This is a genomic window from Streptomyces sp. NPDC097595 (assembly GCF_044761525.1).
In the GTDB taxonomy this organism is placed as follows: domain Bacteria; phylum Actinomycetota; class Actinomycetes; order Streptomycetales; family Streptomycetaceae; genus Streptomyces; species Streptomyces drozdowiczii_A.
Window position 1 is genome coordinate 441,066 of sequence record NZ_JBIWCN010000003.1, and the last position, 23,723, is coordinate 464,788.

19 protein-coding genes and 2 tRNA genes are annotated in these 23,723 nt (G+C 69.3%); 18 read left to right on the forward strand and 3 right to left on the reverse strand.

What is annotated here, in order from left to right:
* Positions 1–61 precede the first annotated feature (61 nt).
* On the forward strand, positions 62–256 hold the full coding sequence (locus ACIQZN_RS06825; RefSeq protein WP_018103181.1) for a hypothetical protein: 195 nt from the start codon (positions 62–64) through the stop codon (positions 254–256).
* 54 nt (positions 257–310) lie between these two features.
* On the opposite strand, the gene ACIQZN_RS06830 is transcribed toward ACIQZN_RS06825, so the two are convergent.
* A tRNA-Gly gene (locus ACIQZN_RS06830) sits at positions 311–384 on the reverse strand.
* 155 nt (positions 385–539) lie between these two features.
* Between ACIQZN_RS06830 and ACIQZN_RS06835 the strand changes: the two genes are divergently transcribed.
* The 5 genes from ACIQZN_RS06835 (at position 540) to clpX (ending at position 5,253) form a co-directional block, all read left to right on the forward strand.
* Positions 540–616, forward strand: a tRNA-Pro gene (locus ACIQZN_RS06835).
* Positions 617–782: 166 nt separating this feature from the next.
* Positions 783–2,165, forward strand: a complete 1,383-nt coding sequence (tig, locus tag ACIQZN_RS06840; RefSeq protein WP_403989059.1) for a trigger factor — start codon at positions 783–785, stop codon at positions 2,163–2,165.
* Positions 2,166–2,431: 266 nt separating this feature from the next.
* Positions 2,432–3,037 carry an ATP-dependent Clp protease proteolytic subunit gene (locus tag ACIQZN_RS06845; protein WP_018103183.1) on the forward strand — a complete coding sequence of 202 codons (606 nt, stop codon included), beginning with the start codon at positions 2,432–2,434 and terminating at the stop codon, positions 3,035–3,037.
* Positions 3,038–3,114: 77 nt separating this feature from the next.
* Entirely contained in the window at positions 3,115–3,798 is a 684-nt protein-coding gene (locus ACIQZN_RS06850) for an ATP-dependent Clp protease proteolytic subunit (protein ID WP_018518168.1), read from the forward strand.
* 156 nt (positions 3,799–3,954) lie between these two features.
* The gene (gene clpX, locus ACIQZN_RS06855) at positions 3,955–5,253 is read left to right on the forward strand and encodes an ATP-dependent Clp protease ATP-binding subunit ClpX (protein ID WP_018103185.1); all 1,299 of its coding nucleotides are present in this window, start codon (positions 3,955–3,957) and stop codon (positions 5,251–5,253) included.
* 78 nt (positions 5,254–5,331) lie between these two features.
* Here the strand turns inward: clpX and ACIQZN_RS06860 are convergent, their stop codons facing one another.
* Complete coding sequence (locus ACIQZN_RS06860; RefSeq protein ID WP_403989062.1) at positions 5,332–6,342, reverse strand: hypothetical protein; 1,011 nt, start codon at positions 6,340–6,342, stop codon at positions 5,332–5,334.
* Positions 6,343–6,481: 139 nt separating this feature from the next.
* Here ACIQZN_RS06860 and ACIQZN_RS06865 point away from each other — a divergent pair, with 139 nt between their 5' ends.
* The 12 genes from ACIQZN_RS06865 (at position 6,482) to ACIQZN_RS06920 (ending at position 22,335) form a co-directional block, all read left to right on the forward strand.
* The gene (locus ACIQZN_RS06865; protein ID WP_403989064.1) at positions 6,482–9,130 is read left to right on the forward strand and encodes a valine--tRNA ligase; all 2,649 of its coding nucleotides are present in this window, start codon (positions 6,482–6,484) and stop codon (positions 9,128–9,130) included.
* 111 nt (positions 9,131–9,241) lie between these two features.
* Entirely contained in the window at positions 9,242–10,762 is a 1,521-nt protein-coding gene (locus tag ACIQZN_RS06870) for a bifunctional folylpolyglutamate synthase/dihydrofolate synthase (RefSeq protein ID WP_403989066.1), read from the forward strand.
* A gap of 2 nt (positions 10,763–10,764) precedes the next feature.
* Complete coding sequence (locus ACIQZN_RS06875; RefSeq protein ID WP_403989068.1) at positions 10,765–11,112, forward strand: DUF4233 domain-containing protein; 348 nt, start codon at positions 10,765–10,767, stop codon at positions 11,110–11,112.
* Positions 11,113–11,206: 94 nt separating this feature from the next.
* Complete coding sequence (ndk, locus tag ACIQZN_RS06880) at positions 11,207–11,620, forward strand: nucleoside-diphosphate kinase (RefSeq protein WP_018103190.1); 414 nt, start codon at positions 11,207–11,209, stop codon at positions 11,618–11,620.
* A gap of 292 nt (positions 11,621–11,912) precedes the next feature.
* The gene (locus tag ACIQZN_RS06885) at positions 11,913–12,932 is read left to right on the forward strand and encodes a rod shape-determining protein (protein ID WP_018518174.1); all 1,020 of its coding nucleotides are present in this window, start codon (positions 11,913–11,915) and stop codon (positions 12,930–12,932) included.
* A gap of 99 nt (positions 12,933–13,031) precedes the next feature.
* On the forward strand, positions 13,032–14,060 hold the full coding sequence (mreC, locus tag ACIQZN_RS06890) for a rod shape-determining protein MreC (protein ID WP_403989071.1): 1,029 nt from the start codon (positions 13,032–13,034) through the stop codon (positions 14,058–14,060).
* 11 nt (positions 14,061–14,071) lie between these two features.
* On the forward strand, positions 14,072–14,737 hold the full coding sequence (gene mreD, locus ACIQZN_RS06895) for a rod shape-determining protein MreD (RefSeq protein ID WP_018518176.1): 666 nt from the start codon (positions 14,072–14,074) through the stop codon (positions 14,735–14,737).
* Between the two features lie 49 nt (positions 14,738–14,786).
* Positions 14,787–16,952, forward strand: a complete 2,166-nt coding sequence (gene mrdA / locus ACIQZN_RS06900) for a penicillin-binding protein 2 (protein WP_403989073.1) — start codon at positions 14,787–14,789, stop codon at positions 16,950–16,952.
* On the forward strand, positions 16,952–18,142 hold the full coding sequence (gene rodA / locus ACIQZN_RS06905) for a rod shape-determining protein RodA (protein ID WP_403989075.1): 1,191 nt from the start codon (positions 16,952–16,954) through the stop codon (positions 18,140–18,142). Before mrdA ends, rodA begins: the two co-directional genes overlap by 1 nt.
* A gap of 32 nt (positions 18,143–18,174) precedes the next feature.
* Entirely contained in the window at positions 18,175–19,689 is a 1,515-nt protein-coding gene (locus ACIQZN_RS06910; protein ID WP_403989077.1) for a CHAD domain-containing protein, read from the forward strand.
* A gap of 50 nt (positions 19,690–19,739) precedes the next feature.
* Positions 19,740–21,680, forward strand: a complete 1,941-nt coding sequence (locus ACIQZN_RS06915; RefSeq protein WP_403989079.1) for a TIGR03960 family B12-binding radical SAM protein — start codon at positions 19,740–19,742, stop codon at positions 21,678–21,680.
* 232 nt (positions 21,681–21,912) lie between these two features.
* Positions 21,913–22,335 carry a hypothetical protein gene (locus ACIQZN_RS06920; RefSeq protein ID WP_403989081.1) on the forward strand — a complete coding sequence of 141 codons (423 nt, stop codon included), beginning with the start codon at positions 21,913–21,915 and terminating at the stop codon, positions 22,333–22,335.
* Positions 22,336–22,369: 34 nt separating this feature from the next.
* Here the strand turns inward: ACIQZN_RS06920 and ACIQZN_RS06925 are convergent, their stop codons facing one another.
* Positions 22,370–23,677 carry a recombinase family protein gene (locus ACIQZN_RS06925; RefSeq protein ID WP_403989183.1) on the reverse strand — a complete coding sequence of 436 codons (1,308 nt, stop codon included), beginning with the start codon at positions 23,675–23,677 and terminating at the stop codon, positions 22,370–22,372.
* Positions 23,678–23,723: the final 46 nt, after the last annotated feature.

Genomic DNA, 23,723 nt, shown 5'->3' on the forward strand with positions numbered 1-23,723 from the left:
AGGGTGCAGGGCCGCACATCTCCGGGCCGGCAAGGCGGACCGACCGAGGGTGTGAGCAGTCGTGGCCATTTCACTGTCTGTGGTGCTTCTGTTGGGGATCGTCCTGGTCGTCATGATCCGGAGCGGTTCCATAAAGGCGGGGCCCGCGATCGTCGCGGCGCTCTTCGGCTTCTTCCTGGCGCCGACGGGCATGGGGCCGTCGATCAACCGCTTCATGCACTCGATCATCGACTCGGTGGGCCAGATCAACTTCTGAGCCCCCGGACACGACGCGAAGGGCCCGGTCCAGTGGACCGGGCCCTTCGGCGGTTGGAGCGGGCGACGGGAATCGAACCCGCGTAGCTAGTTTGGAAGACTAGGGCTCTACCATTGAGCTACGCCCGCACGTACGGCACCGCAGGTCACACGGACCGCGGCACGACAAGCATCGTAGCGGGTCACGGGCGCTGCCCGCACACCCCTTGACGACCCGCCCCGACGGTCCTGCCGAAAGCGGCCGGCGCGATGCCTTACTCCATGTACCCTACGTGTCGCACCGACGGGGTGTGGCGCAGCTTGGTAGCGCGTCCGCTTTGGGAGCGGAAGGTCGTCGGTTCGAATCCGGCCACCCCGACCACCGGCAAGATCGCGCGGACAAGATCGCGTTGCGGGAGTTCTCCCCCTTGCCGTTACTATGCAAAATGCGTGCCCGTGTGTCTGATGTACCGGGCTCGGTCCGCGAAGCCGCCACCCCGTGCGGTGGAGCAGAACCCCAAGAAGTCAGCCACCAAGGAGACCGAACCGTGAAGAGCGCCGTGGAGACCCTGAACCCGACCCGGGTTCGGCTCAGCATCGAGGTGCCCTTCGAGGAGCTCAAGGACAGCCTCGACGCGGCGTACAAGAAGATCAACCAGCAGGTCACGGTGAAGGGGTTCCGCAAGGGCAAGATCCCCAACCGGGTCATCGACCAGCGGTTCGGCCGTGGTGCTGTGCTGGAGGAGGCCGTCAACGACGCGCTCCCGAAGTTCTACACCGAGGCCGTCAACGAGGGTGAGCTGAATGTCCTCGGCCAGCCCGAGGTCGACATCACGGAGCTGAAGGACGGCGAGCTGCTGGCCTTCACCGCCGAGGTGGACGTGCGCCCCGAGATCGAGATTCCGGACTACTCCGGCATCGAGGTCACCGTCGACGCGATCGACGTCACCGACGAGGAGGTCGAGAAGGCCGTCGAGCAGCTGCGCGGCCGCTTCGCCTCCACCAACCCGGTCGAGCGCGCCGCCGCCGAGGGCGACGTCGTCACGATCGACCTGGAGGCCAAGGTCGACGGCGAGATCCTGGAGGACGGCGTGGCCGAGGGTGTCTCGTACACCATCGGTTCCGGCGAGCTCCTGGAGGGCATCGACGAGGCCGTGACCGGCCTGGAGGCCGGTGGCGAGGCCACCTTCACCTCGCAGCTGAAGGGCGGCTCCGCCGAGGGCAAGGACGCCGAGGTCACCGTCAAGGTGAGCGCCGTCGCCGCCCGCGAGCTGCCCGAGCTGGACGACGACTTCGCCCAGATGGCCAGCGAGTTCGACACGCTGGAGGAGCTGAAGGCCGACAGCCGCAAGCGCCTTGAGAACACCAAGCAGTACGACCAGGCCACCCAGGCCCAGGAGCGCGTCCTCGAGGAGCTGCTGAAGCTCGCCGAGGTCCCGATCCCGGAGAAGCTGCTCGCGGACGAGGTCCAGACCCGCAAGCACAACCTGGAGCACCACCAGCTCGGTCAGATGGGGCTCACCCTCGACAAGTACCTGGAGATCCAGGGCAAGACCGCCGAGGAGTTCGAGGCCGAGACCTCCGAGCAGGCCGTCAAGGGCATCAAGACCCAGTTCATCCTGGACGAGCTCGTCAACAAGGAGAAGCTGAACGTCAACCAGGAGGAGCTCACCGAGCACCTCATGCGGCGTGCGGCCTCCTCCGGCATGAGCCCGGACCAGTTCGCCCAGGCCGTCGTCGAGGGCGGCCAGGTGCCGATGCTCGTCGGCGAGGTCGCCCGCGGCAAGGCGCTCGCCGTCGTGGTCGAGGCCGCCAAGGTCGTGGACACCAACGGTGAGGTCGTCGAGCTGGAAGACGACGAAGAGACGGCGGAGGAGACCACGGAGGCCACCGAGGCCGCCGCCGACTCCGAGGAGAAGACCGAGGCCTGAGCCTCGCGCTGACCCCGCACGACGGGCTCCGGACGCCACCGCGTCCGGGGCCCGTCGTCGTACCGGCGGACGTTTCGCCACAACCCTTGTGCCAACTGCGGACCTTGCGCTCCCAGCGAACAGTCGCGGAAGCGGGATGGCGTTGTTCCACCTGCGCGTTAGGGTCCATGAAGAGGAAGGGTCGGGTAGTCCCGGCCCACCCGGTACGAAGACGCTGAGACGGCCGGAGCCGTCAGAGACGAGCAGGTGGATACGTGACGAATCTGATGCCCTACGCCGCCGGAGAGCCGTCCCTCGGTGGTGGCCTCGGTGACCAGGTCTACAGCCGGCTGCTCGGCGAGCGCATCATCTTCCTCGGCCAGCAGGTGGACGATGACATCGCCAACAAGATCACCGCGCAGCTGCTCCTCCTTGCCGCCGAGCCGGACAAGGACATCTACCTCTACATCAACAGCCCCGGCGGTTCGGTGACGGCCGGCATGGCCGTCTACGACACCATGCAGTACATCCCGAACGACGTCGTCACCATCGGTATGGGCATGGCGGCCTCGATGGGCCAGTTCCTGCTCACCGGCGGCACCGCCGGCAAGCGCTTCGCGCTCCCGAACACCGACATCCTCATGCACCAGGGATCGGCCGGCATCGGCGGTACCGCCTCGGACATCAAGATCCAGGCCCAGTACCTGCTGCGCACCAAGCAGCGCATGGCGGAGATCACCGCCCGCCACTCCGGCCAGACCGTGGAGACGATCATCCGCGACGGCGACCGCGACCGCTGGTACACCGCGGAAGAGGCCAAGGAGTACGGCCTCATTGACGAGATCATCTCGATCGCGTCGGGCGTTCCGGGCGGCGGCGGCACCGGCGCCTGATCCGGACCCCCGGACAGCGCCCGTACCGCACCGCATCTCTCGTACGCCGAGACACCCAGCCACAGAACGCCACCAGGATGGTGAACACCCACATGAACAACTTCCCCGGCGCCTCCGCGAGCGGCCTCTACACGGGCCCGCAGGTGGACAACCGCTACATCGTGCCGCGCTTCGTGGAGCGCACCTCGCAGGGCGTGCGCGAGTACGACCCGTACGCGAAGCTCTTCGAGGAGCGCGTGATCTTCCTCGGCGTGCAGATCGACGACGCGTCCGCCAACGACGTCATGGCGCAGCTGCTGTGCCTGGAGTCGATGGACCCGGACCGGGACATCTCCATCTACATCAACAGCCCCGGCGGCTCGTTCACCGCGCTCACCGCGATCTACGACACGATGCAGTTCGTGAAGCCGGACATCCAGACGGTCTGCATGGGCCAGGCGGCCTCCGCCGCCGCCGTCCTGCTCGCCGCCGGCACCCCGGGCAAGCGCATGGCGCTGCCGAACGCCCGTGTGCTGATCCACCAGCCGTCCTCGCAGACCGGCCGTGAGCAGCTCTCCGACCTGGAGATCGCGGCCAACGAGATCCTGCGCATGCGGACCCAGCTGGAGGAGCTGCTCGCCAAGCACTCCACCACGCCGATCGAGAAGATCCGCGACGACATCGAGCGCGACAAGATCCTCACCGCCGAGGACTCCCTGGCCTACGGCCTTGTCGACCAGATCGTGTCGACCCGCAAGAGCGCGGCGGGCGCGCTCGCCTGACCTGCGCCCCATCCCCTTGGCACGGCGGCGACACCCGGCTCCCGCCGTGTGAACCGTGCCAAGGGGGGCCCGAATGGGGGGCCGGGCAAGGTACCGTCGGATAGAGGCACAGGAGCCGCTGAACCAGGCGTCTCCCAGGCGAAGGGGAAGCACCTCGTGGCACGCATCGGTGATGGCGGCGACCTGCTCAAGTGCTCGTTCTGCGGAAAGAGCCAGAAGCAGGTGAAGAAGCTCATCGCGGGTCCCGGTGTGTACATCTGCGACGAGTGCATCGATCTCTGCAACGAGATCATCGAGGAGGAGCTCGCCGAGACGAGCGAGGTCCGCTGGGAAGAGCTTCCCAAGCCCCGCGAGATCTACGAGTTCCTCGAGGGGTACGTCGTCGGGCAGGAGCCCGCGAAGAAGGCCCTCTCGGTCGCTGTGTACAACCACTACAAGCGGGTCCAGGCCGGCGAGAACGGCGGCGGGGCGGGCCGCGACGACGCGATCGAGCTCGCCAAGTCCAACATCCTGCTGCTGGGCCCCACGGGCTCCGGCAAGACGCTGCTCGCGCAGACGCTGGCCCGTATGCTCAACGTCCCGTTCGCCATCGCGGACGCGACGGCGCTGACGGAGGCCGGCTATGTCGGCGAGGACGTCGAGAACATCCTGCTGAAGCTGATCCAGGCCGCCGACTACGACGTCAAGAAGGCCGAGACCGGGATCATCTACATCGACGAGATCGACAAGGTCGCCCGCAAGAGCGAGAACCCGTCGATCACCCGTGACGTCTCCGGCGAGGGCGTCCAGCAGGCCCTGCTGAAGATCCTGGAGGGCACCACCGCCTCCGTGCCGCCGCAGGGCGGCCGCAAACACCCGCACCAGGAGTTCATCCAGATCGACACGACGAACGTGCTGTTCATCGTGGGCGGCGCCTTCTCCGGCCTGGAGAAGATCATCGAGTCCCGGGCCGGCGCCAAGGGCATCGGCTTCGGCGCCACGATCCGCTCCAAGCGGGAGATCCAGGCCAGCGACCAGTTCCAGGAGGTCATGCCGGAGGACCTGGTGAAGTTCGGGATGATCCCCGAGTTCATCGGCCGCCTCCCCGTCCTGACCTCGGTCCACAACCTGGACCGCGAGGCCCTGCTCCAGATCCTCATCGAGCCGCGCAACGCCCTGGTCAAGCAGTACCAGCGCCTGTTCGAACTCGACGGCGTGGAGCTGGACTTCGAGCGCGAGGCGCTGGAGGCCATCGCCGACCAGGCGATCCTGCGCCAGACCGGTGCGCGCGGCCTGCGCGCGATCATGGAGGAGGTCCTCCAGTCGGTGATGTACGAGGTCCCGTCCCGCAAGGACGTCGCCCGCGTGGTCATCACCGCCGACGTGGTCCGCAACAACGTCAACCCGACGCTGGTCCCGCGCGAGCCGCGCACGATCGGCAAGGGCGACGAGGGCCGCCACGAGAAGTCCGCGTAACGCGGTGCGGTAGACGTACGTACGCGAAGGGGCGCCCGGCCGGAGGAACCGGCGGGCGCCCCTTCGTGCTGCCGCGGGTCAGATCTTGGTGCGGGAGGTGTTGTAGAGCTGGGCGGCCAGGTCGGCGACCTCGTCGGTCGGCATGGCCTTGTCGGTCATGGCTGCGCCAAGGTCGACGGCGATGACGATGCCGACCGTGCTGTAGTCAGTCCAGATGCACACCGGGGAGAGCACCTCCTTGGGCCCGTTCTGCACGGTCCCGTCGGCCTTCTTGTTGACCGTCTTGAAGGTCTGGCACTTCATCAGCGCCCCGTCGAAGCCCTTGGGACTGGCGGCCTCGGGCGAGCCTACGAGCGAGACCTCGGTGTCGTCGTCGCCCTCGTCCTTCGCCATCTCCTCCTTGGCGCTGGCGAAGGCGGCGTCGAGCGTCTTCGACGGGTTCTCGACCTCTCCCCAAACGCCCTTGAGCATGAGCATCTTCGAGGTGAGCGGATTCTTCTCCATGTCACCACTGAGGTAGCCGGCGCTCGCGTCACTCGGTGACTTGATGCCCATGGCCTCAGTCTTGGTCTTCTCCTCGCCCTTCAGGGGGCCGGACGTGCTGTCGGCCGCGTCGCTGTTCTTCTTGTACTCGCCCACCGTCTCCGGGGGCGTCAGCTTGTAGCCCTTGGTGGAGGACGCGACGGAGCCGCTGCCTCCGTCCGACGTCAGGAAGTACACCCCGCCCGCGATGACGGCCAGCGCGAGGACCGCGGCGCCGACGATCAGGCCCGTCTTCTTCTTCGCGGGGGCCGGCGGGGGGAAGCCCGGCTGCTGGCCGTAGGCCGGCTGGCCGCCGTACGGCGGGGTGGGCGGCTGCTGTCCGTACGGGCCCGGCTGCTGTGCCTGCGGGTACCCGTAACCCGGCTGGGGCGGCTGCTGCTGGGGCGGGACGCCCTGGGGGGCCTGCTGCGGGTAGCCGTAGCCGGGCTGCCCCTGCGGCTGGCCCTGCGGCGGCTGACCGCCATAGGGGCCCGGCTGCTGGCCGTACGGTCCGGGCTGGCCCTGCGGCGGCTGGCCACCGTACGGACCCGGCTGGTTGTAGCTCATCTGCGGTGTCCCCTGTTCGTGATACTTACGCGTTGCGAACATCCTGACGGAAGGCTCGCGCGCGTGGACCACCGGGAGGCACACCGTTACGGAACAAACCGGTTTCAGTGCACTCCTGTGACGGCTCTAAACTGTGCGCGTGACCGAGAACCCAGCGCAGCAGCCAGCCAGCAACCCCGAACTGCCGACCCAGTACACGCCGGCCGAGGTAGAGGGGAAGCTGTACGAGCGCTGGGTAGAACGCGGGTACTTCGAGGCGGACGCCAAGAGCGACAAGCCGCCGTTCACGATCGTCATCCCGCCGCCCAACGTCACCGGCTCCCTGCACCTGGGCCACGCCTTCGAGCACACGCTGATCGACGCCCTCGTCCGCCGCAAGCGCATGCAGGGCTTCGAGGCGCTGTACCAGCCGGGCATGGACCACGCCGGCATCGCCACCCAGAACGTTGTCGAACGCGAACTCGGCAAGGAGGGCAAGTCCCGCCACGACCTGGGCCGCGAGGCGTTCGTCGAGCGCGTCTGGCAGTGGAAGAACGAGTCCGGCGGCCAGATCTCCGGCCAGATGCGCCGCCTCGGCGAGGGCGTCGACTGGACCCGCGAGCGGTTCACCATGGACGAGGGCCTGTCCAAGGCCGTCCAGACCATCTTCAAGCGGATGTACGACGACGAGCTCATCTACCGCCGTGAGCGCATCGTCAACTGGTGCCCCCGGTGCCTCACCGCGATCTCGGACATCGAGGTCGAGTACCAGGAGGACGACGGCGAGCTCGTCTCCATGACGTACGGCGAGGGCGAGGAGACCATCGTCGTCGCCACCACCCGCGCCGAGACGATGCTCGGTGACACCGCCGTCGCCGTCCACCCCGACGACGAGCGGTACAAGCACCTGGTCGGCAAGCAGATCAAGCTGCCGCTGACCGACCGCACCATCCCGGTCGTCGCCGACCACCACGTCGACCCGGCGTTCGGCACCGGTGCCGTCAAGGTCACCCCCGCCCACGACCCGAACGACTTCGAGATCGGGCAGCGCCACGACCTGCCCTTCCTCACCGTCCTGGACGAGCGCGCGGTCATCACCGTCCCCGGCCCCTTCGAGGGCCTGGACCGGCTGGAGGCCCGCTCCGCGATCGTCGCCGCCCTGCGCGCCGAGGGCCGGATCGTCGCCGAGAAGCGGCCGTACGTCCACTCCGTCGGCCACTGCTCGCGCTGCAAGACCACCGTCGAGCCCCGGCTGTCCATGCAGTGGTGGGTCAAGGTCGCCCCGCTCGCCAAGGCGGCCGGTGACGCCGTCCGCGACGGCAAGGTCCAGATCCACCCCCAGGAGATGGAGAAGCGGTACTTCGACTGGGTCGACAACCTCCACGACTGGTGCATCTCGCGCCAGCTCTGGTGGGGCCACCGCATCCCCGTCTGGCACGGCCCCGACGGCGAGATGGTCTGCGTCGGACCCGACGACGAGCCGCCCACCGGCGAGGGCTGGACCCAGGACAGCGATGTCCTGGACACCTGGTTCTCCTCCGGCCTGTGGCCGTTCTCCACGCTCGGCTGGCCCGAACAGACCGAGAGCCTCGCGAAGTTCTACCCGAACTCCGTCCTGGTCACCGGCTACGACATCCTCTTCTTCTGGGTCGCCCGGATGATGATGTTCGGCCTGTACGTCAACAAGGACGTCCCGCCGTTCGAGAAGATCGTGCTGCACGGCATGGTCCGCGACGAGCACGGCAAGAAGATGTCGAAGTCCTTCGGCAACGTCGTCAACCCGCTGGACTGGATGGACAAGTACGGCTCCGACGCGCTGCGCTTCACGCTCGCGCGCGGCGCCAACCCGGGCACCGACGTCCCGATCGGCGAGGACTGGGTCCAGGGCTCCGCGAAGTTCTCCAACAAGATCTGGAACGCGACCCGGTTCGCCCTGATGAACGGGGCGACGATCGAGGGCGAGCTGCCGTCCGCCGACGAGATGTCGGTGACCGACCGCTGGATCCTCTCCCGCCTGAACAAGACGGTCGCCGAAGTCGACGCGTACTACGAGGACTTCCAGTTCTCCAAGCTCAGCGAGGCGCTGCGGCACTTCGCCTGGGACGAGGTCTTCGACTGGTACGTCGAGCTGTCCAAGACCACCTTCTTCGGCGGCGGCCGCCCGGCCGAGGTCTCCGGCCGGGTCCTGGGCGAGGTCCTCGACGTGATGCTGCGCCTGCTGCACCCCGTCGTCCCCTTCGTCACCGAGACCCTGTGGACCGCGCTCACCGGCCGCGAGTCGGTCGTCATCGCGGACTGGCCGAAGGCTGCGGTCGTTCCTGGCGCTGACGCGCCGGGCGGCTTCCGCGACGACGCCACCGAGCGGGAGATCGAGCTCGTCCAGCAGGTCGTCACCGAGGTCCGCCGCTTCCGCTCCGACCAGGGCCTCCAGCCCGGCCAGAAGGTCCCGGCCGAGCTCACCCTGACCGGCACCCCGCTCGCCCCGCACGAGTCGGCCATGCGGCAGCTGCTGCGGCTCCAGCCGGCCGGGGACGGCTTCCACGCCACCGCCTCGCTGCCCGTCGCCGGGGCGACCGTCGCCCTGGACCTGTCGGGCACGATCGACGTCGACGCCGAGCGCAAGCGGCTGACGAAGGACCTGGAGGCGGCCCGCAAGGAGAAGGGCCAGGCCGAGGGCAAGCTCGGCAACGAGGCCTTCCTCGCCAAGGCCCCGGACAACGTGGTCGACAAGATCCGCGGCCGGCTCACCAAGGCCGAGGCCGACATCGAGCGCATCGCCGGCCAGCTGGCGGCCCTGCCCCAGAGCTGAGCGGTCACCCGGAGCCCCCGCACCCCTCACCCGAGGGGCGCGGGGGCTCCGGCGTGTCCGGCCCCCGGGCGGCTGCGCGCGATGTCCGTGGCCATCCGTAGACTGGGGCCCGTGAGTGAGCCCCGCCCCGACCGGCCCGACGCGTCCGACCCCGACGACACCTTCGCGGAGATCGTGGACGAAGCGACCCAGCGCGACCCCGACCTGGCGGTGATCGAGGCCGGGAGCCGCACGCTGCGCGCCGCCTCCGGGCCGCCCCGCGCCGAGGAACTCCCCGCCCGCCCCGCCGACCCCGAGGTCGACAAGGCGCTGCGCGCGGTGGAGCAGGAGCTCGCAGGGCGCTGGGGCGAGACCAAGCTGGAGCCGTCCGTCACGCGCATCGCCGCCCTGATGGACGTGCTCGGCGAGCCGCAGCGCGCTTACCCCTCGATCCACATCACCGGCACCAACGGCAAGACGAGCACCGCCCGCATGATCGAGGCCCTGCTCGGCGCCTTCGACCTGCGCACCGGGCGCTACACCTCGCCGCACGTCCAGTCGATCACCGAGCGGATCAGCCTGGACGGCGCCCCGGTGGACCCGGAGCGGTTCATCTCCACGTACGAGGACATCAAGCCGTACGTCGAGATGGTCGACGCCCAGCAGCCCTACCGGCTGTCCTTCTTCGAGGTGCTGACCGGAATGGCGTACGCGGCCTTCGCCGACGCGCCGGTCGACGTCGCCGTGGTCGAGGTCGGCATGGGCGGCACCTGGGACGCGACCAACGTCATCGACGCCTCGGTCGCCGTCGTCACCCCCATCTCGCTGGACCACACCGACCGCCTGGGCAACACGCCGGGCGAGATCGCGACCGAGAAGTCCGGGATCATCAAGCAGGGCGCCACGGTCATCCTGGCCCAGCAGCCCGTCGACGCCGCCCAGGTCATGCTGAAGAAGGCCCTCGAGGTCGACGCCACCGTGACCCGCGAGGGCATGGAGTTCGGCGTGGTCTCCCGCGAGATCGCGGTCGGCGGCCAGCTGCTGACCCTGCGCGGCCTCGGCGGCGAGTACGACAACATCTTCCTTCCGCTGTACGGCGCCCACCAGGCGCACAACGCGGTGGTGGCGCTCTGCGCGGTCGAGGCGTTCTTCGGCGTCGGCGCCGAGCAGCCCGGCGCGCTGGACGCCGACATCGTGCGCGCCGCGTTCGCCTCGGTGATCTCGCCCGGCCGCCTCGAAGTCGTCCGCTCCAGCCCGACCGTCGTCCTGGACGCCGCGCACAACCCGGCGGGCGCCCGCGCCACCGCCGAGGGGCTGTCCGAGGCGTTCGGCTTCTCCCGGCTGATCGGGGTGGTCGGCGCCAGCGGCGACAAGGACGTGCGGGGGCTCCTGGAAGCCTTCGAGCCGATCTTCGCCGAGGTCGTCGTCACCCAGAACTCCACCGAGCGCGCCATGGACGCCGACGCCCTCGCGGCCGTCGCCGTCGAGGTCTTCGGCCACGACCGGGTGCAGGTCGAACCCCGGCTCGACGACGCGCTGGAGGCGGCGATCACGCTCGCCGAGGAAGAGGACGAGTACGCGGGCGCCGGGGTCCTGGTGACCGGTTCCGTGATCACGGTCGGCGAGGCCCGGCTGCTCCTGGGAAGGCGCTGACCATGCGCATGCTCTGTGCGTCCACGCTGATCGGCGAGTTCTTCGTGATCGGGTTCGCCGGACTCGTCGCGATGAAGTCCGACGACCTGTCGCACGCCACGGTCTGGACGGTGTGCGGCATCGGGATGCTTTTCTCCGTGCTGCTCTGCGGCATGCTCACCCGGCCGGGGGGCGTCCAGCTCGGCTGGGCCCTCCAGGTCGCGCTGGTGGCGAGCGGCTTCGTGATCCCGGTGATGTTCATCCTGGGCGTCGCCTTCGGCGCGCTGTGGTGGGCCTCGGTGCACTACGGCCGCCGGATCGACGAGGTGAAGGCCCGCTGGGCGGCCCAGGCCGAGGCGGACACGGCCTGACCGGGCGCCCACCACGGCAAACCCGGCGGCGGGCGACTCGCCGGGCCCCTGTAATGTCGCCTCACCGCACCCGTATGCCTGCAAGGAGCCGCACATGACCCAGCGCACCCTCGTTCTTCTCAAGCCCGACGCCGTCCGTCGCGGTCTGGTCGGCGAGATCGTCGGCCGCATCGAGCGCAAGGCCGGCTGGAAGATCACGGCGCTGGAGCTGCGTACCCTGGACCGCGCCACGCTGGAGCAGCACTACGCCGAGCACGTGGGCCGCCCCTTCTACGAGCCGCTGGTCGAGTTCATGCAGTCGGGTCCGATCGTCGCCCTGGTGGCCGAAGGGGAGCGGGTCATCGAGGGCGTCCGCGCCCTGGCCGGGCCCACCGACCCGATCGCCGCCGCGCCCGGCTCGATCCGCGGTGACTTCGGCACGATCACCCGCGAGAACCTCATCCACGCCTCGGACTCCGAGGAGTCCGCGGAGCGGGAAATGAAGCTGTTCTTCCCCGGACTTTCCTGAACCGGGATCAGCCGAACAGCGCTCACGACCTGGGGCGACCGAATTAATTCGGTCGCCCTTCGGCATAGGGTGTCCGATCGCGGGAACGCATCGTCCCGACGTAACGTCACCATGAGTGGAACGGCCACCCGTTCTGCCCAGCAAGGCGGCGTACCCTCGCGCTGTGCCGGTACATCCGGCACTACGATGGAACCTTCCACGCCCGCAGCGCCCATCCTGCCTACCAAAACAAGCCATTCCGGCTTTTACCTGGGAGGCCCGACGCATCCTCATGGGGAACAAGGGGAACTCAATGTCGTTCATCGGCCGTGACATGGCTATCGACCTCGGGACTGCCAACACGCTGGTGTACGTCAGGGGGCGCGGCATCGTTCTGAACGAGCCGTCCGTCGTGGCCATCAACACCAACACCGGCGGAATTCTGGCGGTCGGCGCCGAGGCCAAGAAGATGATCGGCCGTACGCCCGGCAACATCGTCGCCGTACGGCCCCTGAAGGACGGCGTCATCGCCGACTTCGAGATCACGGAGCGGATGCTCCGCTACTTCATCCTGAAGATCCACAAGCGCCGCTACCTGGCCCGCCCCCGGGTCGTCGTCTGCGTGCCCTCCGGCATCACCGGGGTCGAGCGACGCGCCGTGATCGAGGCGTCGACGCAGGCCGGCGCCCGCCAGGTGCACATCATCGAGGAGCCCATGGCGGCGGCCATCGGCTCGGGCCTCCCGGTCCACGAGGCCACCGGCAACATGGTGGTCGACATCGGCGGCGGCACCACCGAGGTCGCGGTGATCTCGCTCGGCGGGATCGTCACCGCCCAGTCCATCCGGGTCGCCGGGGACGAGCTGGACAACGCGATCATCCAGCACATCAAGAAGGAGTACTCGCTCCTCCTGGGCGAGCGCACCGCCGAACAGATCAAGATCACCATCGGTTCGGCGTTCGACCTGGAGAAGGACGAGCACACCGAGATCCGCGGCCGCGACCTGGTCTCGGGCCTGCCCAAGACCGTCGTCATCTCGGCCGGCGAGGTCCGCAAGGCCATCGAGGAGCCGGTCAACGCCATCGTGGACGCGGTCAAGACGACGCTCGACAAGTGCCCGCCGGAGCTGTCCGGCGACGTCATGGACCGCGGCATCGTCCTCACCGGCGGCGGCGCGCTGCTGCGCGGCCTGGACGAGCGGCTGCGCAACGAGACGGGCATGCCGATCCACATCGCCGAGGACCCGCTGGACTCGGTGGCGCTCGGCTCCGGCAAGTGCGTCGAGGAGTTCGAGGCGCTCCAGCAGGTCCTGGACGCCCAGCCCCGACGCTAGTAACCCCACGGCCCTCCGCGCGGACGCTGCCGCTCCGCGCGGGGGACCGCCGACATACAGGCACGATCATTCCTACGAGGAAGGCACGGCCGCCGCACTGTGAGGGACACACGAGAGAGCCGGCTGCTCCTGGTGCTGCTGATCGCCATCGCGTTCGCGTTGATCACGGTGGACATCCGCGGCGGTGAGGCGTCACCGGTGGACGGCGCCCGGCAGGCCGCCGCCACGGTCTTCGGGCCCGTGGAGAACGGCGTGGCGTCGGCGGTCGACCCGGTGGGCAACGCCATAGGGGCGGTCCGCGCCTCCGGCGCCCGGCACGACAAGATCGCCGCGCTGGAGAAGCAGAACGCCGAGCTGAAGGCCAAGCTCGGCAGCGACGACCGCAACCGCAGCCGGGTCCGCCAGCTGGACGACATGCTGAAGAAGTCGGCCACCGGCCAGTACGGCATCGCGGCCGCCGAGGTCATCGCCATAGGAGCGGCCCAGGGCTTCTCCTGGACGGTCACCATCGACGCGGGGACCAAGGACGGCGTCAAGCGCGACATGACCGTCATCAACGGGGACGGGCTCGTCGGCCGCGTCACCACCGTCGGCCCGGACACCGCGACGGTGCTCCTCGCCAACGACCCCGACTTCACCGTCGGCACCCGGATGGAGTCCACCGACGAGCTGGGATTCGCCACCGGCCAGGGCTCGCGCCCGCTGGCGGTGCAGTTCCTGAACGGCAAGGCCAAGGTCAAGAAGGGCGACCGGCTCGTCACCTTCGGCTCCAGCAAGGACAAGCCGTTCGTGCCCGGCGTCCCGGTCGGCGAGGTCGTCCGCGTCGACCCCTCGGGCGGCGACCTCACCCGGACCGTCTACGTCCGCCCGTACGTCTCCTTCACCAAGCTGGACATCGTCGGCATCGTCGTCCAGGCCCCGCGCCAGGACCCCCGCGACGCGGTCCTGCCGAAGAAGCCGAAGGCGCCCGCCAAGCCGAAGCCCACGCCGACCGTCACCGTCACCATCTCGCCCAACGGCGACATCGTGGACACCGAGGGCAACGTGGTCGGCAACATCCACGAGAGCCCGAGCCCCAGCGGGAACGCCACCCCGAACGCCGACAACGCGGTCAACGAACAGAGGTAGAGCTGATCCCCATGCACGTCAACCGGACCCTGCTCTCCATCGTTCTGGTCGTCTTCGCCCTCGTCGTCCAGGTCTCCGTGCTCGCCCGTCTCCAGCTCCCCGGCGCCGTGCCCGACCTGCTGCTCATGGTCGTCCTCGGCCTGGCCTTCGTGTACGGGCACGTCAGCGGCGCCCTCATCGGCTTCGGCGCCGGCCTCCTCGCGGACCTGGCGCCCCCGGCCGACCACGCCGCCGGGCGCTACGCCCTGGTCCTCTGCGTCATCGGCTACCTCGCCGGCCTGGCCCGGCCCGAGAACGGCCAGCTGAAGTCCGCGTTCCTGCCGATGGCCGTGGTCGTCGCGGCGGCGATCGGCTCGACCCTGCTGTACGCGGGCGTCGGCGCCCTCGTCGGCGACACGGCGGCCCGGCACGTGGGCCTCGGCAGCCTGCTGTTCACGGCCGCGGTGTACGACCTCCTCCTGGCGCCGTTCACCGTGCCGCTGATCATGGCGCTCGCCAGACGCACCGTGAACGACCCCGTCACCGAGTCCTCCTCGGGGCGCGGCGACGTGGCGGCCGGCTGGCTGGCGGCCGGGACCGGGCTGCGGATCGGCGGCCAGCGCGGCGGACTGCGCGTGAAGGCGGCCCGCAACCGGGCGGCACGCGCCGGACGGATCAAGGGAGTCAAGCGACTGTGAGGCAGCATCACGCCGGGCCCCGCCCCCGGACCACCACCGGAGGCGCCCCGTGAGCAACATCCCCGAGACGGGCCGCACCCAGCGCGTCCAGATCCGGCTGATCGTCATCCAGGTCCTCGTCTTCTCGCTGCTCCTCACCCTCGGCGGCCGCCTCTGGTACCTCCAGATCCGCAACGGCCAGGAATACTCGGACGAGGCGAAGAACAACCACGTGCAGCAGGTCGTCCAGCCCGCCGCCCGCGGCTCCATCCTCGACGCGCGCGGTGTCCCGCTCGCCGACAACGAGACCCGCCTCGTGGTCTCCGCCAGCCGCACCGAGCTGCTGAAGATGGACGACGACGGCAAGGCCGTGCTGACCCGGCTCGCCGGCGTACTCGACATGAAGCCGAAGGACGTCTTCGACAAGGTCCGGCTCTGCGACGCCAAGACCCCGCAGCCCTGCTGGAACGGTTCGCCCTACCAGCCGATCCCGGTCACCGACGAGGCCACCACCCAGCAGGCCCTGACGATCCGCGAGCGCGCCGAGGACTTCCCCGGCATCACCGCGGAGCCCACCGCCGTCCGCCGCTACCCGGCGCCCGGCAAGGCCAACACCGCCCAGGTCCTCGGCTACCTCTCGCCCGTCACGGACGAGGAGATCACCAAGGCCCAGGACAGCGAATCGCCGTATCTGCGTTCCGACATGGTCGGCCGCTCCGGTCTGGAGCGCACGTACGACAAGGAGCTGCGCGGCAAGGCGGGCGTCACCCGCTACGAGGTCGACAACCTGGGCCGGGTCATCGGCCAGGCCAAGAACGACGAGGCGGAGGCCGGCGCCAGCGTCGTCACCTCGATCGACGCCCGCGTCCAGGCCGTCGCCGAGTACGAGCTCAACGACGCCATGAAGAAGGCCCGCCTGGAGTTCGACACCAACACCGGTGAGAACTACAAGGCGGACTCCGGGGCCGTCGTCGTCATGGAGGCCAAGACCGGCCGGGTCGTCGCCATGGCGTCCCTGCCCAACTACGACCCGAACTCCTGGGTCGGCGGCATCTCCGCCAAGGACTACGCCAAGCTCACCGGCAAGAAGTCCAACTTCCCGCTGCTGAACCGGGCCATCCAGGGCCAGGCCGCCCCCGGCTCGATCTTCAAGGTCATCTCCTCGACCGCCGCGGTCAACGCCGGATACCCCTTCGACGGCCACTACCCCTGCCCCAGCTCGTACTCCATCGGCGGGCAGACCTTCAAGAACTTCGAGTCCCAGGGCTACGGCGACATCACCATCGGCCGCGCCCTGGAGGTCTCCTGCGACACCGTGTACTACGGCATCGCGCACAAGGAGTGGGCGAAGGACGGCGGCAACAACCCCAAGAAGCACCCCAACGACTGGTTCTACAAGACCGCCCACCAGTTCGGCCTGGGCAAGGAGACCGGCATCGACCTCCCCAACGAGGTCACCGGCCGCGTCCCGGACCGCGAGTGGAAGAAGAACTTCGCCAAGGCCAACCACGACGCCTGGTGCAAGCAGGGCAAGAAGGACGGCACGTACGTCGAGAAGATCGCCTACGAGAACTGCCTCGAAGGCGACAAGATGCGCGCCGGTGACTCCGTCAACTACTCCATCGGCCAGGGCGACACCCTCGTCACGCCGATCCAGATGGCCACCATCTACGCGGCCATCTCCAACGGCGGCACGCTCTACGACCCCACCGTCGGCAAGGCGATCGTCAGCGGCGACGGCAAGACCGTCCAGGAGATCGAGCCCGAGTCGCACGGCAAGCTGCCCTTCACCAAGAAGACGCGCAACGAGATAGACGAAGCCCTCGCGGGTGTCGCGACCCGCGGTTCGGCCGCCTGGCGATTCGGCGGCTGGCCGCAGGACAAGATCCCGATGCACGCCAAGACGGGTACCGCCGAGGTCTACGGCAAGCAGACGACCTCCTGGTTCGCCACGTACACCAAGGACTACTCGATCGTCATGACGATCTCCCAGGGCGGTACGGGTTCCGGCGCGTCCGGGCCCGCCGTCCGCAACATCTACAACGCGCTGTACGGGCTCGACGCCACCGGCAAGCAGGACCTCAAGAAGGCCCTCCTGCCGGCCCCGCAGAAGGGGCTGCCGAAGATCCAGACGGACGGCAGCATCGACGCGCCGACGGTCAAGCCGTACAACCCCGCCTCGGAGAAGCCCCCCACCGAGCAGACGCTCGCCGCGGTGCTGGGGAGGCGCGACTGATGGCCGGATTCTCCGTACCGCGCTACGGCCCCGAGCGGTCCGGCTGGGGCCGGCTCATGGCACGCGACTCCGTCGTGCGCCGGCTCGACTGGCCGCTCCTCGGCTCGGCCGTCGCGCTCTCCTTCATCGGCTCGCTGCTGGTCTGGTCGGCGACCCGGGGACGCGACTCGCTGACCCACGGCGACCCGTACTACTTCCTCTTCCGGCACGCGCTCAACACCGGCATCGGCATGGCGCTGATGATCGGCACGATCTGGCTCGGCCACCGCACGCTGCGCGGCGCGGTGCCGATCCTCTACGGGCTGTCCGTGCTCCTCGTCCTGGCGGTCCTCACCCCGCTGGGCGCCACCGTCAACGGCGCCCACGCCTGGATCCTGCTGCCCGGCGGCTTCTCCATCCAGCCCTCCGAGTTCACCAAGATCACCATCATCCTGGGCATGGCGATGCTGCTCGCCGCCCGGGTCGACGCCGGCGACCAGGTCCACCCCGACCACCGGACCGTCGCCAAGGCCCTCGGCCTCGCGGCGCTCCCCATGATCATCGTCATGGGGATGCCGGACCTCGGCTCCGTGATGGTCATGGTCGTCATCGTGCTCGGGGTGCTGCTGGCCTCCGGCGCGTCCAACCGCTGGGTCTTCGGGCTCCTCGGCGCGGGCGTGGCCGGGGCGGTCGCCATCTGGCAGCTCGGCCTGCTGGACGACTACCAGATCGCCCGCTTCGCCGCCTTCGCCAACCCGGCGCTCGACCCGGCCGGCGTCGGCTACAACACCAACCAGGCCCGTATCGCGATCGGCTCCGGCGGCCTGCACGGCACCGGCCTCTTCCAGGGCACCCAGACCACCGGGCAGTTCGTCCCCGAGCAGCAGACCGACTTCGTCTTCACGGTCGCCGGCGAGGAGCTGGGCTTCCTCGGCGCCGGGCTCATCCTCGTACTGCTCGGCGTCGTCCTGTGGCGCGCCTGCCGCATCGCCCGCGAGACGACCGAGCTGTACGGCACGGTGGTCGCCGCCGGGATCATCGCCTGGTTCGCCTTCCAGTCCTTCGAGAACATCGGCATGACGCTCGGCATCATGCCGGTCGCCGGCCTCCCGCTGCCGTTCGTCTCCTACGGCGGCTCCTCGATGTTCGCCGTGTGGGTGGCCATCGGCCTGCTCCAGTCGATCCGGGTGCAACGGCCGATAACGGCCTGAGCGGATTCCCGGGGGCGCGTTAGGTTCGTTGTATGGCGGACTCCAAGCGCGAGATCGAGCGGAAGTACGAAGCCACGGACGCCACCCGGCTGCCCGACCTGGGCCGGGTGGCCGGGGTCGGGTCCGTCGCGCACGAGGGCGTCATGGAGCTGGACGCCGTCTACTACGACACCGAGGACCTGCGCCTCGCCGCCGGAAGCGTCACCCTGCGCCGCCGCACCGGGGGCTCCGACGCCGGCTGGCACCTGAAACTCCCCGTCGCCGAGAGCGTCCGCGACGAGATCCGGGCCCCGCTCTCCGACCGCGTGCCGGCCCGCCTCACCGCCCTGATCCGCTCCCGGGTCCTCGACACCCCCGTCGTCCCCGTCGTCCGGCTGGTCTCCGTCCGCGACGTCCACGTACTCCTGGACGACGAAGGCGCCCCGCTGGCCGAGCTCAGTGTGGACGAGGTCCTCGCGGAGCGGCTGCACGGCGGCGACCGCACCGCTACATGGACCGAGATCGAGGCCGAGCTCGCCGACGACCGGGACCCCGCCTTCCTCGACACCGTCGGCCGCGCGCTGGAGGAGGCCGGCATCCGGCCCTCCGCGTCCCACTCCAAGCTCGCCCGCGCGCTGGAGGAGACGGCGCCCGAGGCCGCGCGCCCCCGGGAGGACGAGCCGCGCACCGCCGGTGACCACGTCCTGCACTACGTGCGCCGCCAGGCCGAGGCGATCGTGGCGCTCGACCCGGCCGTGCGGCGGGGGCTGCCGGACTCCGTGCACCGGATGCGCGTCGCCATCCGCCGACTGCGCAGCGCCCTGCGCACGTACCGCCGCGTCCTGGACCGCGAGGCCACCCGCCCCCTGGGCACCGAGCTGAAGTGGCTCGCGGGGGAGCTGGGGGTCGACCGGGACCAGGAGGTGCTGGACGCCCGGCTGCGCGCCCGGCTCGGCGAGCTGCCCCGCCCACTGGTCATCGGGCCGGCCCGGGCGCGGCTGCGGCTCCGGTCGGCGGCGGGGCGCGGCGGTTCGCGCCGGCGCACGACCGCCGTCCTGGACTCCGCGCGCTATCTGGACCTGCTGCGCGCCCTGGAGGCCCTGCTCGCCGCCCCGCCGCTGCTGCCCGGGGCCGCCGGGGAGCCGGGCGACGAGCTGGCCCGCGCGGTCCGCAAGGACCACAAGCGCCTCGCCGGACGGGTGGCGCACGCCCTGGAACTGGACCCCGGACCGGACCGGGACGCCGCGCTGCACAGCGCCCGCAAGGCCGCGAAACGGGCGCGTTACGCGGCGGAGGCCGCCCGCCCCGCCCTGGGCGGGCCCGCCAAGAAGGCGGCCAAGCGCCTCAAGGCCGTACAGAGCCTCCTCGGCGACCACCAGGACGGCGTCGTCGCCCGCGAGACCCTGCGCGCCCTCGCCGTACAGGCGCACGCGGCGGGGGAGCCGTCGTTCACGTGGGGACTGGTGTACGGGCGGGAGGAGGCGGCCGCCGCCGCGACCGAGCGAGAGCTGCCCGGGGTGTGGCACCGGGCGCACAAGGCCCGTATCCGGCGGGCACGGGGACACTGAGCAGCGAGGTACGCTGGATGGTCACCCCTGCCGGCTCTCGAAAGTTCGCGATGTCTGTCGATTCGGTCTTCCCACAGCTCGAAGCTCTGCTCCCGCATGTGCAGAAGCCCATCCAGTACGTCGGCGGTGAGCTGAACTCCACCGTCAAGCCGTGGGACGAGTGCGACGTCCGCTGGGCGCTGATGTACCCGGACGCCTACGAGGTCGGGCTGCCCAACCAGGGCGTCATGATCCTGTACGAGGTACTCAACGAGCGCCAGGGCGTCCTCGCCGAGCGCACCTACAGCGTCTGGCCGGACCTCGAAGCGCTGATGCGCGAGCACAAGGTGCCGCAGTTCACCGTGGACAGCCACCGCCCGGTCAAGGCGTTCGACGTCTTCGGGCTCAGCTTCTCCACCGAGCTGGGCTACACCAACATGCTCACCGCCCTGGACCTGGCCGGCATCCCGCTGGCCGCCAAGGACCGGGGCATCGACGACCCGATCGTGCTCGCGGGCGGCCACGCCGCGTTCAACCCGGAGCCGATCGCCGAGTTCATCGACTGCGCGGTCATCGGCGACGGCGAGCAGGCGGTCCTGGAGATCACCGAGATCGTCCGCGCCTGGAAGGCCGAGGGCCGCCCCGGGGGCCGCGAGGAGGTCCTGTTCCGCCTGGCGAGGACCGGCGGGGTGTACGTCCCCGGCTTCTACGACGTGGAGTACCTCCCGGACGGCCGCATCGGCCGCGTCGTACCGAACAAGTCGGGTGTGCCGTGGCGGGTGTCCAAGCACACCGTCATGGACCTGGACGAGTGGCCCTACCCGAAGCAGCCCCTGGTCCCGCTCGCCGAGACCGTCCACGAGCGGATGTCCGTGGAGATCTTCCGCGGCTGCACCCGCGGCTGCCGTTTCTGCCAGGCCGGCATGATCACGCGCCCCGTGCGGGAGCGAAGCATCACCGGCATCGGCGAGATGGTGGAGAAGGGCCTCAAGGCGACCGGCTTCGAGGAGGTCGGCCTGCTCTCCCTCTCCTCCGCCGACCACACCGAGATCGGTGAGATCGCCAAGGGTCTCGCGGACCGCTACACCGAGGACAAGATCGGCCTCTCGCTGCCCTCCACCCGCGTCGACGCGTTCAACGTGGACCTGGCCAACGAGCTGACCCGCAACGGCCGCCGCTCCGGCCTCACCTTCGCCCCCGAGGGCGGCTCCGAGCGCATGCGCAAGGTCATCAACAAGATGGTCTCGGAGGAGGACCTGATCCGCACGGTCTCCACCGCCTACGGCAACGGCTGGCGCCAGGTGAAGCTGTACTTCATGTGCGGCCTGCCCACCGAGACCGACGAGGACGTCCTCCAGATCGGCGACATGGCGGTCAACGTCATCGCCAAGGGCCGCGAGGTCTCCGGCCAGAACGACATCCGCTGCACGGTCTCCATCGGCGGTTTCGTGCCCAAGCCGCACACCCCGTTCCAGTGGGCGCCGCAGCTCAGCGCCGAGGAGACCGACGCCCGGCTCGGCAAGCTCCGGGACAAGATCCGCGGCGACAAGAAGTACGGCCGCTCGATCGGCTTCCGCTACCACGACGGCAAGCCCGGCATCGTCGAGGGCCTGCTCTCGCGCGGCGACCGCCGGGTCGGCTCCGTCATCCGCGCGGTCTACGAGGCCGGCGGCCGGTTCGACGGCTGGCGCGAGTACTTCAGCTACGACCTGTGGATGAAGAGCGCCGAGGCGACCCTGCCGGAGTTCGGCGTGGACGTCGACTGGTACACCACGCGCGAGCGGACCTACGAGGAGGTCCTGCCCTGGGACCACCTGGACTCGGGCCTGGACAAGGACTGGCTCTGGGAGGACTGGCAGGACTCGCTGGACGAGACCGAGGTCGAGGACTGCCGCTGGACGCCGTGCTTCGACTGCGGGGTGTGCCCGCAGCTCTCCACGAGTATCCAGATCGGCCCGACCGGCAAGAAACTCCTGCCGCTGACGGTCAAGAACAACGCTGCGGCTGGCTGAAACGGCCACTGATCTGAGTAGTGACCCCGCCCAGCGCCTCACACCGGCACTGGGCGGACACGAGCGGGTGGAGACACAGCGGCCTCCTGGTGCTCCGGCGCTCTCGGGCACGAGCCGGGCGATGGCTCGGCCCCAGACGTTTGCGGCCAGGCGTCGGCCATGCTGAGCGCCTTTTCAGTCACGAGGCAGAGAAACGACACACCCCACGCCACATCAACGCCACAGTCGGGGTATGGCGACTTCGGGGGCAAGGGCAAAAGGTAGTCGGCTCGGCGGTTTGGGACAGTGGTGGGGTGTTATCGCTGCAGCGTTGCTGATCGCCGCATGGATGAACAGGGCCGCAGGACCGGTGACTGTCGCAGTCCTGTCGGCGCTGGTCGTTCTCTGGTGCTTCTTCCAAGCCCCCGTTACGTGCGCTGCTCCTGTCAGGGGCCGTGAGGACGGTTGCCGGAACAACGCAACTGGCCTTCTCATGGGCTGCCACATTCGCCAGCATCGTTGGCAGAAGCTCAAGATGCTCATTTTCAGACGTCAAGTGCGTGCGTTCTGCTCGGGTCTGTTCTCGGATGGCAAGGCGGCCCTCGTCACGCTGGCCGCGATCGGCAGCTTCCTGTCCGGCCTGATTGCCCTCGTTCCCGGGGCTGCCGTCGGCTGATTCTTGTGACGCGCGCATGGAGTCCGGGCCGGGTTCAGAGGGCTGGCGCGAAGTCGTCTCCGTGGATCACGAGCCGTTCGCGTACGTCTTCCGGGATCAGCAAGCGAAGGCGCACCGTAGGGGCCCGGACACCTGACACCTTCGTGCGGGTGACCTCGCAGCGGATCCCGACGCGATGCAGATCGGCCGACATGGCACCCATGCCACCTTCCTGCCAGCGCTCACGGAACGTCTTCCCATCGGGGACTCTGATCCATCGGTCCTGCGCGGTCTCGGGATCGATCGCTTCGAGCTCCGCGATGAGTTTGTCCAGTGCCGCCTCTGCCCGGGCCTTCGTGAACCGCGTTTTCGAGTACCGGCCTTCAGGCCCCAGCTCCCTCATGTACACGGCGATGTGCTCCTGGAGACGCTTGATCTCCCGCCGCCCATCCGCACCCTCGGCGTAGTGGCGCACTTGTACGGGACAATCTCCGAGGATCTTGAGCACGTCCTCCACCAAGCGCTCGTAGACCTGATCGGGATGGGGCGCCCCGTACCCGCCGCTCCGGCAGTTGCGGCACCGTAGATAGGGATAGACCCCGCTCCGGTTTCTTGTGATGTGCACCGTCATGTTTGTCTTGCAGTCGGCACACACGAGGACGCCGAGGAACCGCGTAGCTCCGCCGGGACGGCGCGGGGGCTGCTTCTTCATCCGCTTGTCGAGAGCTGCGCCGAGAGTCTCGAACTCCTCTTCGGTGAAGATGGCGGGAGCGACCTTGATGGGCTTGCCCTCCTGACCAAGGACCGGTTTCGAGCGCCGTTGGCCCCCCTCCCTGTCCTCCTCCACGCGGTAGCCGAGGAGTGCCGGGTTGCGGAGCCGCCGGAGGAGCGTCGCCACGGTGAGCCCCTGGCCCATGAGGCCGGACCGTTTCAGGCAGCGCACTATGAAGCGGGCGGAGCGTCCCCGGACTGCCATGCGCCGAGCCCAGTGCAGTGCTTCGCAAGCCTCGGGATCGACGGCGAGAACGATCTTCCCAGTGTCGTCCTCGACTGTGACGTAGCCGTATGTCGGCTTTCCGACGAGCCAACCCTCCTGCGACTTCGCGTAGTCCCAGAGGCTCGTGACCCGAGTGGAGGTGTTGGCTGCTTCGATCTCGGCGATGCCACCGATGATCGTGACCATGGTTCTTCCGGCGGCCGTCGTGAGGTCAAGATCGTCGTTCTTCGAGACCAGGTTCTTCCCGCGCTTCAGACTCCACTCGATCATCGTCGCGAGGTCGGAGAGGCGGCGTACGAAGCGATCGAGCTTCCAGAAGAGGATCTCGTCGAACTCGGGGGAGCGATCGTTCAACCACTTCCCCAGTTCCTTCCGCTTTCAGGGCGGGACCCTGGTCGCTGACACGTTCAAG